The 14589-nt window shown below is 65.1% G+C and carries 5 protein-coding genes; all 5 read left to right on the top strand.

What is annotated here, in order from left to right; genetic code table 11:
* Positions 1–258: 258 nt before the first annotated feature.
* Genes CXR29_RS02170 through CXR29_RS02190 form a run of 5 tightly spaced genes read left to right on the top strand, consistent with a single transcriptional unit; the run spans position 259 to position 14549 of the window.
* On the top strand, positions 259–1278 hold the full coding sequence (locus CXR29_RS02170; protein ID WP_164742753.1) for a class I SAM-dependent methyltransferase: 1020 nt from the start codon (positions 259–261) through the stop codon (positions 1276–1278).
* Positions 1275–9755 (top strand): type I polyketide synthase, encoded by an 8481-nt coding sequence (locus CXR29_RS02175; RefSeq protein ID WP_127363761.1) that lies wholly within the window; start codon positions 1275–1277, stop codon positions 9753–9755. The genes CXR29_RS02170 and CXR29_RS02175 overlap by 4 nt, the downstream gene beginning before the upstream one ends.
* Positions 9752–11275: an ABC transporter substrate-binding protein gene (locus tag CXR29_RS02180; RefSeq protein WP_164742754.1), complete on the top strand. Its 1524-nt coding sequence runs from the start codon at positions 9752–9754 to the stop codon at positions 11273–11275. Before CXR29_RS02175 ends, CXR29_RS02180 begins: the two co-directional genes overlap by 4 nt.
* Complete coding sequence (locus tag CXR29_RS02185) at positions 11272–12201, top strand: ABC transporter permease (protein ID WP_127363763.1); 930 nt, start codon at positions 11272–11274, stop codon at positions 12199–12201. The genes CXR29_RS02180 and CXR29_RS02185 overlap by 4 nt, the downstream gene beginning before the upstream one ends.
* Positions 12198–14549, top strand: a complete 2352-nt coding sequence (locus tag CXR29_RS02190) for an ATP-binding cassette domain-containing protein (protein WP_127363764.1) — start codon at positions 12198–12200, stop codon at positions 14547–14549. The genes CXR29_RS02185 and CXR29_RS02190 overlap by 4 nt, the downstream gene beginning before the upstream one ends.
* The last annotated feature ends 40 nt before the right edge of the window (positions 14550–14589 follow it).

The following is a 14589-nucleotide window of genomic DNA, read 5'->3' on the forward strand; positions in this document are numbered from 1 at the left end:
GTCGCTCCTGCTGTCGGGCCTTGGCCCCTGTGCCGGAGTCTTTTTGAGCCCAGGCGAGGAGTACGGGCGCTCCAATCGAATCAACTTGCATTCTCGGAAGGCTGTCAATAATAATAAGCATTATCAATAACGTTTCCGGGGGAGTCGCCTATGATCGAGCATCGCGATGCGCCTCCGCAGCATTCAACGAGCGCTGAGAATCGGGAGATTCGACTTGATCGGGCGCGGGACGAGGCGGCACTGGCGAGCATGGCCTGCATGGTCTCTGAACTGGGCACGGCCGCACCTGAGCAGTTTGCTGCGGCGGACGGGATCGCCGCAGAACACCGGTCTGTCGCAGCCCGGTGGATCAGCGAACTCATCGCTGCGGGCTTCCTGAGCGACGACGCTTCGCAGTGGCGCATCACCCCTCCCTCGCGCGGCGACGTCGACGCTCTGTGGTCTCAGGCACTGGATCTGACTGCCGATCAACCCACAGGAACAGCCCTGACGCAGTTCTTCGCCTCCTGCTGGCGCCATCTGCCCGAACTGCTCGCCGGCGAGATCACCGTGCACAGTCTCCTTTTCGACGGAGACGACATCACAGCAGAGATCTACCAGTCGAACACAGCCAGTCAGCACGTCAACGCGGAAACCGCATCCGCAGTCAGGCGGCGCTGTCTGCAGATACTCGACGAGGCCCGCACGCCCGCGATCCTCGAGATCGGGGCAGGAGTCGGAGGCTCCACCGACATCATCCTCGACGCCGTCGATGATCTGCCTCTGACCTATCACTTCACTGATATCGGACACGCATTCACTCATGAAGCACTCAGCCGGTGTGCTGGACGCAGCGGCTTCACCAGCGGTGTGCTCGACATCAACGCACCGCTGAGCGAGCTGCAGGCCCAGCTGCCAGGACTGGTCGGAGACATCGACATCGTCATCGCCGCCAATGTCATGCACAATGCTCGCAATGTGCAGTCGGCGCTGTCTGCGATCACAGAACTCGTCCGCACCGATGCAGAATTCGCGCTCATCGAAACCGGCACGGAGCACCTTCCACTGCTCATCTCCATGCGCTTCCTCATGTCACCGCCGCCACCGGGGCCGGGCATCGGCGGCGATCGCGCAGAGACCGGGCGAATCCTCTTGACCGCACACGAATGGTCCCAAGCCCTCGAAGCCACAGGGTGGACCGTGCTCGAAGTCTGGCCCGGGCCCGGCAGCGATCACCCCATTGCCCGATATGACCAGCATATGTGGCACACCCGACGCCGACAGGAGCCAGCACAGTGAAGGAACAACAGCACGTCCACCACCTCGGAGCCTCTGAGCCCGACCAGGCAGACGAGACCATCGCCGTCGTCGGCATGAGCTGCAGGTTCCCCTCAGCGCCTTCCCTCGACGCCTATTGGGATCTGATCCGCACAGGTGCCAGGGGAGTCGAGACACTGACCGTCGAGGAGCTGCGTACAGCAGGCGTACCTGATCGTCTCATCTCTCACCCCGACTACGTGCCCGTGAGCGGACGCCTCGAAGCACCCACGCAGTTCGACACCGCCGGTCTCGGACTCTCCGAGACCGAAGCGCGGCTGATGGACCCGCAGCAGAGGATCCTCATCGAATGCAGCATCGAAGCACTGGAAGCCGCTGGTTTGGCTCAGCCGGGACACCGCGGCACAGTCGGTGTCTATGCCGGTCAGGCGTTCTCGCATCACCTCATCGACAACCTCGGCGATCGCTTCCATCCCACCGGCGGAGCGGATCCCATCAACAGCCTTCACCTGCACGGACTCAACGTCGGCGACTACCTTCCTGCTCGCATCGCATGGCTGCTGGGCCTGGACGGACCAACAGTGAGCCTCGGAGCCACGTGCGCCACATCTCTCGTTGCGATCCATCTGGCTGCAGAAGCATTGCTGTCCCACCAGTGCGACACCGCAATCGCCGGCGGGGTCTCACTGCGGCTGCCCCAGAACCACGGGTACCTCTGCGTCCCGGACGGCCCCTTCTCCCGTGATGGGCGCACTCGCGCCTACGGCAGAGATGCGAGCGGCACGGTCTTCACCCAGGGGGCGGGAGCAGTTGTCCTGCGGCGCCTCAGCGATGCGATCGCCGACTCGGACCCGATCCACGCAGTTGTCGCCGGCAGCGCCATCGGCAATGACGGACTCGATCGGGTCGGCTTCGCCGCGCCCTCCGTCAGCGGGCAGGCGCGCGTCATCGCTGAAGCACTGGCGGCCGCTGAAATCGATCCCGACGAGGTTGAACTCATCGAAGGCCACGGCACCGGAACGATGCTCGGTGATCCGATCGAAGTCCGCGCCATCAACGAGGTGTTCGGCCGCACCGACACACCGTGGTGCGCGCTCGGGTCCGTGAAGTCCTCGATCGGGCACACCGATTCCGCCGCCGGGGTCGCCGGCTTCATCAAAGCGGTCCTCGCCGTCTCCCATGCACAGATTCCGGCGACCCTCGACGCGGACGAACCGAACCCGGAACTGCCATTGGCGCACTCACCGTTGACCTTGGCGACACAGTCTCGGCCCTGGCAGTCTCAGACACGTATCGCAGGAGTCAGCGCATTCGGCATCGGCGGAATCAACGCCCATGTGCTCGTGAGGTCACTGCAGGCAGAAGCAGCCGCCGCCCGTGAGAAACCTCAGGCCCGGCCGATCGATCCGCCGCTGCTCATCAGCGCAGCCGATCCGGGAGCACTCGAAGAGCGCACCGTCCAGGTGCGTGAACTCACTGCGATCGAGTCGCCAGGGGACATTGCCGGCACCCTCGCGCACGGGCTGCGCCGCCTCCCGCATCGGCGCGCCATCATCGGCGGAGAGACCACAGAGCCCGCACACGCCGACACTGCGGCACCGAGTCTCGTCGCCGTCATGCCGGGAGGTGGAGCACAGCATCCAGGAATGGCAGCGGGCCTTCACCGAACGCAGCCGGTCTTTGCACGCAGCTTCGATCAGTGCGCAGACATGATCGCGGCCGCCGGCGGCATCGACCCCCGTGGATTCGCACTCGACTGTGACGCTCGCGGCGGCGAAGACACGCGCGTCGGGCTGCCCGCACTCGCCGCGGTCGAACTCGCCTACCTCGACCTGCTCGAAAGCTTCGGCGTACGACCGGATGCGGTGCTCGGCCACAGCCTCGGTGAGTACTCCGCAGCGGTCGTCGCTGGTGCCATGGACCGCCGAGACGCATTGCACCTCGTTGTCGAGCGGGCCAGGCTGTTCGCCGAGCTGCCCGCCGGAGCCATGTTGAGCCTTCCGCTGAGTGCCGATGATGTCCTCGCGCTCCTGCCGGACCACCCGGACGTCGACCTCGCCGCAGTCAACGGTCCGATGCTCAGTGTCGTCTCCGGACCGAACCGAGCAATCGAGGAACTCTCCGCCCGCCTCTCAGCCGAAGGCATCGACTCTCGCACGCTCAAGGTCTCTGTGGCCAGCCACTCGCGCGTCGTCGACCCGATCCTCCCGCAGATCCGGGCGCTCACCGAGGATTTCGTTCGCCCCCGACCACGGCTGCCGCTGATCACAGGCATCGACGGCTCCATCGTCGACCACCCGCTGCCTGCCGGTCATTGGGCCGATCATCTGCGCGCCCCTGTCCGCTTCAGCCAAGCCCTTGACACGGCGGTCAGTGGCCCACGCCGGTCTCTGCTTGTCCAGACTGGCCCCGGCGGAAATCTGATCTCCGGTGCCGCCTCGCGCTCGGTCGACTGCCTGACGGCGTGGACGGCACCCGAGGACTCAGGGTCGTCGGTGCGGGCGCAGAGGGCCTTCGACCGCATCCTGGCTGAGCTGTGGTCACGAGGAGTCGACGTCGATCTCGAACGTCTGGTGCCTCGCCGAGCAGCGGTGACGGTGCCGCCGTACCCGTGGCAGCGCACCGCTGAGGGGATCGCCCATCGGCTCGGTCCCGAGGACACCGTCGGATCCGCCCAGCACGACGGAGACCACACCAGTCCGAGCGCCGACGAACCCCTCCAGACGCCCACGTGGAGCCGCGAACCGGCCACGTCAGCCCCCAGCATCGAAGAAGAGACTCGCGTCCTCGTCAACGACAGCGTTCCCGAAAAGCTGCGGAAGAACCTCCGGAACTTCGGTGCCGTGATCGTCGACGACGCCTCGCGTGCACACATGCTCATCCACCTCAGCGAGCCTAAGGACGAAAGCTCTCTGCGCGCCGAAGCCCGCACCTTCTCCCACTACGCCCGGATGCTCCCGAACTCCGGATTGAAACGCGTCGTCCACCTCACTGTCGGCGCCGAGGATGTCACCGGCGGCGAGGAGATCAATCCTTTCGCCACAGCGACCACGGGATTTGTCCGTGTACTCGGCCAGGAGGTCGAAGACCTGGATTGGGTCACCATCGACCTCGACCCCGACGACCCGGATTGGGCGGGCGTCGCTGCCGGGCTCACACGCTTCCGCCAGTCCACTGCAGCTTCACCCCACCGCGCTCTCCGCCATCACCGCACCTGGGTGCGCACCTGGCGGCCCTGGCAGCCCGCTCGCGCCCCCGAGGCTGCCGTCGAGGCGAGAGTCTGGGTGATCTCCGGTGGCCTCGGTTCAGTGGGACTTGCTCTTGCAGGGCGCATCGAAGCCGAGAACCCTCAGGCACGCATCATCCTCATCAGCCGCAGTCGACCGGCCCCCGGGACAGATCGAGAGCAGGCTCTCACCGACCTCTCCCGCACAGAGGTGCTCATCGCAGATGTCTCAGCACCTGGAGCGTACAGCGACTGCCTCACCACGATCATGGAACAGTACGGGACGATCGATCACATCGTCCACGCTCCCGTGCACGTCGACCTCGCGCCGCTGGCCGAACTCGACGACACGAGCATCAATGCCGCATTCGCTCCGAAGGTCACCGGCGCCCGTCGCCTAGTCGAAGCCATGGACAGTCTGCCCTGCACGCCGACGGTGCTGCTCCTGTCGTCAGCTGCCGGCACGATCGGCGGATTCGGTCTCGGCGCCTATGTCGCGGCCGGTCGATTCCTCGACGGGCTGGCGCACAGCACCGGCTGGACGACACTCGACCTCGATCGGCTCCGCCTCGGCACCGCCGCCGAGCAGGACAGCGCAGCAGAGATTTCGATGCGTCACGCCCTCGACCTCGATGACGCCGTCACAACGATCATCAGAGTCATGAGGCTGGAGGCGCCCGGCATGCTCGCTGCCTCCCCTGACGAGCTCAACTCCCGCTCCAACAACCTCGACACACAGCGAACCATCGTCGAGGCCATCGACGTCGACAGCACAGCCCACCTCGACGGCTGGCAGAAGATCGTTGCTGACACCTGGTCTCGCATCCTCTCACGCACAGTCGCCTCACCCGAGGCCGATTTCTTCGCGCTCGGGGGCCATTCTCTCCTCGCCACGCGCGTCCTGGCAGCATTCCGCACCGAGCACAACATCAATTTGCGTCTCAAAGACCTGCTTGCGGCACCCACGGTCGCCGGGTGCGCCGCACTCCTCGAGACACAGCTCCCCTTCAGTTCGACACCCACCTCTGATCGAACGGAGAACGACCCAGCGGACGCTCTTCCCGCAGTGGAAGTCGCTCAGATCACGTCCGATGGAGCCGATCCGCAACACGAGTCAGGTTTCGAGCTCACAAGAGTCCAGTATGCCTATTGGCTGGGACGTACTCGAGGGCTCGACCCATCCAAACCCGACGGCGAGGGTGTGGGCTGCCACTTCTATCTCGAATACTCCTGTCCAGACATCGACGTCGACCGCTATGACCACGCCTGGCGCGAGGTCATCAAACGCCACGACATGCTCCGCGCCGTCATCTCCGATGACGGCAGACACGAGATCTGCGACCTCGACCCGACATGGACACCGCTTCACATCACCATCGATGACACCAGAACCGCTGATGCCGAACTGGCACAGCTGCGAGAGAAGTTCTCGACTCGTGTCGCAGACCCGGCCGTGTGGCCTCTCATCCAACCGGTGGTCGTATCCCTGCCGGACGGATCGTGGCGGATCCTGCTCTCCGTCGATGTGCTCGTCTGCGACTCGGCCAGTTGGATGATCGTCGACCGAGAGGTCAAAACGCTCTACCGCGACCCACACGCCCAGCTGGGACCGACCCCGCCGAGCTTTGCCGAATGTCTGCGCGCACTCAAGCCCGTCGACACCAGCGAGCGGGACGCCGCCAGAGACTACTGGGCCGCACGCATCCCCACTCTGCCGGGCGCTCCAGCCATCACCACGAAGACCGGGGACACCTCACGCCCGCACTTCACACGTCTGAGCGCGGCAGTCCCCGAAACCACCTGGTCACAGCTGCAGGAGCTCTGCGGCCGACACAGAGTCACCCCCACTGCCTTCGTTCTCAGCCTCTACAGGAGAGCTCTCGCGCTCTGGAGCGGAGCTGAACACTTCAGCATCACGATGAGCGTCTTCGACCGACCTGATCTGCCCGGCGTTGATGCTGTCGTCGGCGAATTCTCAACGATGCTCATCCACGAAGCCGCAGAACCCACAGGCCAGGACGGCCACGATGCTGACGATCTGAGCCGCCACGACCTGTGGGAATCCGCTTCCCGCACGCAGGACACGCTGATCGATGACCTCGACCACCGATCCTTCAGCGGAATCGAAGTCCTCACCGAATGGAGCAGGCAGCGAGGACGCTCACAGAACGTGCCGGTCGTCTTCACCTCGATGCTCGGCCTCGATCAGCTCGGCGGTCGCGAGCCCCATGACCATGAGTGGTTGGGCACGCAGGTCTGCGGAGTGAGCCAGACACCGCAGGTGTGGCTCGACCACCAGGCCTATGACCATCGCGGCGAACTCATCCTGCAGTGGGACGTCTGCGATACGGTCATCGACCTCGCTCGCGCACGCGAAATCTTCACGATCTACACCGACCTCTTCACCGCCGCCAGCAGCTCGGAGGAGTCCTCACCGGCCTCGTCGGACACCGAGACCACGGACCTCACCGCCACCATCGTCGAGATCTGGTCGGATCTGCTGGGGGTCGACGAGGATGACATCAGTGAGCAGAGCTTCCTCAGCCTCGGCGGAGACTCTCTCCTGGCCGTGCGCATGGCCTCCGCTCTGCGTGAAAGCACCGGAGTGAGCCTGCCGCTCAACCAAGTCCGCGCGGATCTCACAGTCGACGAGATCGCCACGCTCCTGACCGTCCAGGACGGAGGTGAGGATGTGAGCAGCCCGTCGGCAGCACTGGAGCGACGGCCCGACGCCCATGCGCCCTTCAGACTGCTGCCGCTGCAGCAGGGCTATTTCGTCGGGCAGACAGGAGGCTGGGAGAATTCCTACAGCACCGCTCACGTCTCCACCGACGTCGAACTCACCCTGCCGACGGCAACGCCGGACACGGATGAGCTGCGTACGCGCCTGAGGAACGCCGCCGATGCGGTGGCCGCTCATCAGCCGATGCTCTGCGTTGAGGTTCTGCCCAACGGCACTCAGCGTCTGCGCGAACCAGAAGACTCCTCCGGTCTCACACACGTCGATGTCATCGACCTGCGTGACGATGACGACCCCGCAGCGGCCCTCGATCAGCTGCGCACCCAGTGGGCCCTCAACGGACCCAACCCTCTGTCAGACGGAGCTGTCCACGTTGCAGTCGTCCTGCTCGGAGGCACTCGCGCCCGCCTTCACGTGTCCTCGAGCCTGCTCGCGATGGACGGATGGTCAGCATCCCTCTACGACCGTGAGCTCTTCGCCCAGCTGGCCGACCCGGGCGCAGCCGAGCCTCCGCTCGCCATCGACTTCGGCGACTATGTGGAAGCGCTCGAGCGAGAACCGAGCACGCAGCGAGAAGAGCACCGCCGGTGGTGGTTCGCCCAGCTGGACGAGCTGCCCGCCGCGCCCCGTCTTCCCCGCAGCGAAGAGAAGAGTGCTTCCGCTCAGTGGATGACGATGCGAGAGTTCCGACTCTCACCGGATGCGTGGCGAGACCTGCGCGAAAACTGTCGGAGCCACGAACTCACACCAGCAACCGCAGTCCTCACGGTCTTCGCTCTCGCACTCAACCAGGTGACAGGTCAACAGGAGATCCTGCTGAACTCGATGCAGCACAACCGGATCCCCCTGCATGCCGATGTCGACCGCCTCATCGGCGCGTTCTCCCGCACCGCGCTGCTGCCGCTGCGGCTGAAAGACGACGAGACCCTCGCCGAGCTCATACACACAGTCGGGCGACAGATCGACGAGTGCGCACGTCGTGACCAGATCACTGCCGTCGACATCGGTCGAGAAGTCTCACGACGCACAGGCTCCTCGTCTCCGATCGCACCAGTGGTGTTCCAATCGACACTCGGAATGGACTCAGCACTCGGCGGGGAACCGGTCACCGACCTCGGGCCGTTCGGTCACGTTCACCTTGCCGACTTCCACCAGGACATCCGCACGCCGCAGGTTGAGCTCGAACTGCGGGTCTTCGAACTCGAAGGAGAATTCATCGCCTCCCTGGCTTCGGTCGATGAAATGCTCGCCGAGGGTGTGCCCGGCCAGATCCTCGATCATGTCGCCGATGCCATCCGCACACTGCTGGAGCCTTCATCATGGGTCGAGAAGGTGCGGCTGTCCTCAGCAACGACGCTCGAAGGCTCATATGAGCGCGCCCCCATCTCGGCCTCCCCGGAAGCCTGCAGCTCCGACGCGGTGGATCGGCGGATGCTTCCACGCATCGCCGAGCTGTGGGCCACTATGCTCGACCTTCCTGTGCATCCGGGTCCCACCGATGACTTCTTCACACTCGGCGGGGACTCGCTCATGGCAGTGCGCATGCTCGCGTCCGTGCACGACAGGCTCGGAACCCGAGTCAGCCCACGTGAGTTCCTCCCCGAACCGACACCATCGGGCCTGGCGAAAGCGATGGCTCAACAGTCGCCCCTGCCCACCGAGGAATCGATATTCGAACTGCGAGCCGGAACCGGACGCCCCATATTCCTCCTCCATCCCTCAGGTGGTGACATCCTCTGCTATGTCGAGCTCGCACGCAACCTCGAGACGACCAGACCGGTCATCGCGATCGCAGATCCCGGACTCGACGGGCACCCGATGCCCCGCACCATCCCGGAGATGGTGGAGACGTACCGGACGATGATCAGCAGCATCCAACCGGACGGCCCCTGGACAGTTGGAGGGTGGTCCATGGGCGGCACGATGGCCCATGAGCTCGCCTGCCGCATCCGCGATCACGGCGGAGACGTCGATGCAGTCCTCATGCTCGACTCGAACGCGCCGGAGCGGATCATCGCCCTGCGCGGACTCAGCGACGCTGATGCCGATGATGTCCAGAAGCTGCGCCAGCTGCGGTCGATCGAGGCCTACCTGGGACTGGATCTCGGCCCCCATACCCAGTGGGAAAGCCTTGCTGCGTCGCTGGCCGATCATGGAGCGCTGCCGAGAGGCGAAGCTCTCGACAACCGCTTCGCCGTCTTCGCACGTCATATGGAGGCACTGGCGGGCCAAAGTGCGCGCCGCCTCGACGCCGACGTACCCGTCCTGCTCATCCGTGCAGGCGACGAATCACCCCGAAACTCAGCGGAAGGCATGGGAGTCGACGACTCGACCGATGCGGACCTCGGCTGGTCGCCATGGGTGGCAGGAACCTTCCGCATCACCGATGTCCCGGCTCATCACTACTCGATAGTGCGCACACCCGCGATCCAGGAAGCCGCCAGCACGATCGCGGCATTCCTCTCCGATGTCTCGGAGGTCCGCGCGGGCGCCGAAGCACACCCAGCAGATACGACAATGGAGAATCAATGACCAACCAGACCGACCACACCCGACGGAGCTTCTTCGGCCTCAGCGCCGCAGTATCCCTGCCGCTTCTCTTGGCCGCCTGCGACAGCGGCGGTGGGACAGCCGGGTCCGGCGGAGACACTCTGCGCTTGGGTGCCATCAGCAGCGGCGCCTCCGCAGTCAGCGATCCCCACGGCGAGCTCTTCGCCGAATCCGACTGGGCCCGCCTGACCGCCATCTACGACACGCTCGCAGTCAAAGACGCTGAGGGTGCACCAGCGCCCGCATTGGCCACCTCCTGGAGTGCCAACGACGACGCGACAGAGTGGGTGCTGAAGCTGCGCGATGACGCCGTGTTCAGCAACGGTGATTCCGTCACAGCCGCGGATGTCCTCTACAGCCTCCGCCGTATCGTCGACAAAGCAGACGAGAACGGTGGGCGCATCGGAACGATCGACATCAAGAAGAGCTCTGTGGTCGACGACACGACACTGCGGCTGGCCACCAGCTCGCCCGACTCGGAGCTTCCACTGGCCCTCACTCTCGGAAGCTTCATCGTCCAAGACGGAACAGAGGATTTCAGCAAGCCGGTCGGATCCGGGCCCTTCATCCTGCAGACACTCGACGACTCCGGAGCGAAACTGTCCGCCCACGGTGACTGGTGGGGCGGTGCACCCGGCGTCGACGCACTCGAGATCCGAGGCTTCTCAGACCCCCAGGCGATGAGCCAGGCCGTCACCGGCGGAAGAATCGACGTGGCCATCGGAATCGTGCCGGCTGCAGCGAAATCCGCTGCTGACGATGCTGATGTCGTCACCCGCCCCGGTGCCGAAGCCGTGCCGCTCCTTCTGCGCGTGGATACGAAGCCGTTCGACGACGAACGGGTGCGCACCGCGATCAAACTCGCCCTCGACCGTCAGGCGCTCGTCGACCAGATCTATCTCGGCTACGGCACTGTCGGCCGTGACACCATCCGCCTCAACGATCCCGATGTCCCGAACGATGTCCCCTCCGTCACTCGGGATATCCCGAAGGCGAAGAAGCTTCTGGCCGAAGCGGGCCACCCGGACGGATTCGACACCACCCTGCACACGTCTTCGTCATATCCGGCGATGAAGCCTCTGGCCGCACTGGCCAAAGAGCAGCTGTCCGAAGTCGGAATCACCGTGGAGATCAAGGAGCACGCACCGGACACCTATTGGAGCGAGGCCTACACGGTCGAACCATTCACCGTCGGATACTACGCGGTCGATTCGACAACGTTCTCCTCGCTGGTGCGCGCTACCGTGCTCTCGACCTCCTCCTTCTCGGAGACCGGCTGGAAGGACAAGGACTTCGACTCCGTCTATGAGGAAGCCATGGCCGCCACTGATGAAGCGAAGCGGACAGAACTCATCGGCAGTCTCCACCGACGCATGGCCGCTGAAGGCGGCTGGGTGGTCTGGGGCTTCGGCGACAGCATCAGTCTCAAGAGCAAGAAGGTCTCCGACCTGCCCAAGAGCGGCAGTCGATACGACGTCAGCAAGGTCACGATCTCCTCGTGATCGCTCGGGGAGTGTTCAGCCCGATCGCCCGCTGGTTGGGCACTCTGATCGTCGTCGTCACCGGTCTGTACCTGCTTACCGAGGTGCTGCCAGGGGACTTCGCCGACTCCGCGGCCGGTCCCGACCAGCAGCGAGCCGAAGCCCTCCGTGCACAACGAGGTCTCGATGCGCCGGTCCTGCTGCGCCTCGTGTCATGGTGGACGGGGGTGTTCCATGGGGATTTGGGGACCAGCCTCATCGATGAGACACCGGTGCTGCCGCGCGTGCTCACCCGAATGGCACTGACCCTGGCGGCGACGATCCCTGCCGCAGTCCTGGCCGTCGTCTTGGCTGCTGTCACAGCGCTGATCCTGGCATGGTGGCGCGGTCGCATTGTCGGCACACAGGTCTCCGTCCTCGTCTCTCTGCTCACCGGTCTTCCCGAGATCGTCCTCATCGTGGGGCTTGTGCTGCTGCTGTCTGCAGCTGCACAGCTTGTGCCCCCAGTATCGCTGCCCGAACCAGGGCAGCCGGTCTGGGCTGACCCATCGATCCTTCTGCTGCCGGTCCTGTGCCTGGCTCTGCCGAACGCGGCATGGGGTGCGAGAATGCTGCGGGGAAGTGCCGACGATCTGCTCTCGACCGATCTCGTCGTCGCAGCACGTCGTAGAGGAGCCCCGGCGTTCCACATTCTCACGGCCCACGTCCTCCCTCGATGGCTTGAACCTGTGACCCAAGTGGCCGCACTCCTCAGCGTCGGGGTGCTCGGCGGAACTGCCATCGTCGAATCGCTGCTCGCCTACCCGGGCGCGGGACAGGCGCTTGTCGCAGCGGTTTCAGCCAGGGACACTCCGATGGTGCAGGGGCTCGGCCTCGTCATCGTCGGAATCTCCCTGGCTGTGCTGCTGATTGCCGATCTGCTCACGTCACGGACGCGGCTGCGATGACTGCATTCAGGATCGGACCACTGCGGCGCGGCACACTGCTGTCATTCGCTCGTGTCTGCACCCGCTATGGCGCACCCACAATGCTCGTGTGCCTCGTCATGGTGATCGCCGTCATCGGTCCTGCCTTCGCTCCTGTGTCAACCAGCGCGGTCATCGGCGCTCCGTGGTCCCCGGCACCGGGCACCCTGGTCGGCACTGATGCTCTCGGCCGTGACGTGTTCTCACGCACAATCGCCGGTGGACGGCAGCTGGTGCTCGGCAGCATCCCCATCGGCATCACGGCTTCCGCGTGTGGGGTCGTCCTCGGATTGCTTGCCTTCCGAGTGCGCTGGATCGACCGTGCCCTCGGCACTGTCACGGCAACTGCCATGGCGCTTCCCGGCACCGTCGTCGTCCTCTGTGCCGCGACCTTCCTGCCGTCGATCGCAGCGGTGGCGGTCGGCATGCTGGTCCTCGGCGCGCCCCTGTCTGCAAGGATCGTCCGCGCCTCCGCAGGGCGGCTGCATGATGCCGAGTTCATCCGTCTGGCACAGCGACGTGGAGACAGTGCGGCGCGCATCGGCATCGTCGAGCTCATCCCAGCGCTCAGTTCCACGGTGCTTGCGGATATGGCCGTCCGAGTGCTGGCGAGTCTTCAGGTCCTCGCCGGTCTCCACGTCCTCGGATTCGGACCACCGCCACCGACTCCGGATTGGGCGGTCATGGTGCGAGAGAACCTGCCGGGCATCCTGCTCGCACCGCAGTCCGTTGCATTGCCGGCCGCAGCGCTGGCCTTGGTCAGCGCCTCCCTTCTGATGGGATTCGACACCTACGCCAGAGCTCTGGCCCCCAGCGCCGGAGCGCGAGGCGGTCACAGCCATCTGCGTGTGGATGGTCACACCGGAGAAGCCGAACACGGCAATGGGTACGAGCCCGTCCTCGACGTCGAAGAACTCGTCATAGGGGCCGCGTCAGAGCCGTTTCTGCGAGTGGACAGGCTGCGGCTGAATCCAGGAGAGATCATCGGAATCCATGGGCCGAGTGGAGCAGGGAAGACGACACTGATCGAAACCCTGGCACTGGCACCGCCTCTGGGCACGCCTGTATCCGCCCGAACATTCAGATTCCTGGGGGCCGATCCGCCAGCGACCGAAGGCGGCAGGGCACGAGCACGGCGGAAGTCGATCGGCTGGTCGGAACAGGACCCGAAACGCACCATCGACGCTCGGCTGAGTGTGTCGAGAGTCATCGCAGACGGGCGTCGCGACATCGACAGCATTGCGCTCCTGAGCCGTTTGGGCCTCAGCCCGCATTTGGCCGGGAGGCAGGCAGGGCAGATCTCCGGCGGACAGGCGGCCCGAGTCTCCCTTGCGCGCGCACTTGCCGGCCAGCCCCGACTGCTCGTCCTCGACGAACCCACCGCGGGGCTTGATCCGACAACGGCAGCCGTCGTCACGGACGAACTCGCGCGATTCACAGCCGGCGGGGGAGCGGCCATCATCGTCAGCCACCAGCGCTCGTGGTTGGACACCATTGCGACCGCTGTCGCCGAAGTCTCGGACGGTGTGGTCACGTTCGCCCACCCTCTGCAGAACTCCGGACAGCCCGTGAGGACTCTGCCTCCACCGGGAGGTTCTGCCGCGCGGCGACAAGACCGGGATGCAGGCAGTCTCCTCGGGCAGTGGACTTCCGTGACCGTGGCCGTCGCAGAACCCGAGAGAGATGACCGAAGCGGCGCCATCGCCGGGCCTCGAGCGACATCGACGACTCTGGGCCCACTGGACCTCGTGGTCCGCGAGCGCGAGGTCGTCGCGCTGCTGGCGGCGTCAGGTACAGGCAAGAGCAGCCTTCTGCGCAGGTTGGCTGCCGAGGCTCCGCCTGCAGAGGTCGAAGTCTCGGGCAATGGGCTGCCGAGTACGGGAGGCGTGACTCCCCGTGGAACCTCGCTCATGATCCAAGACAGTGCCACAGCCTTCAACCCCGGACGTCGACTCCTCTCACAGATCATCGACCACGTGCGTCTGAGCGAGGGCATCGACGGTGCGCAGGCACGCGAACGGGCCGCACACATGCTGGCGCGGCTGGAGATCGGTCCGTCCGTCGCCGCTCGCAGACCAGGGCAATGCTCCGGAGGAGAACGGCAACGCGCAGGACTTGCCCGCGCACTACTCACCAGCGCACCATTGGTCCTGCTCGATGAGCCGACTTCCGCCCTTGACCCACGGATGCGTCGGGCGGTCGCTGCCTTGTTGCGTGAGGAGGCGCGGAAAGGGAAGGGCATCCTCGTCGCGACCCACGATGAGGAACTCGCGGCCAGCGCAGACACTGTGATCGCCTGGGCAGACTCAACGAGTCCCCACTCGAAGTAGACCTTCGCCTGGACTCACACTCTCCGACACTCACGCTCTC

Origin of the sequence: Brevibacterium linens (assembly GCF_003999335.1) — a bacterium.
GTDB classification, from domain to species: Bacteria; Actinomycetota; Actinomycetes; order Actinomycetales; family Brevibacteriaceae; genus Brevibacterium; species Brevibacterium linens.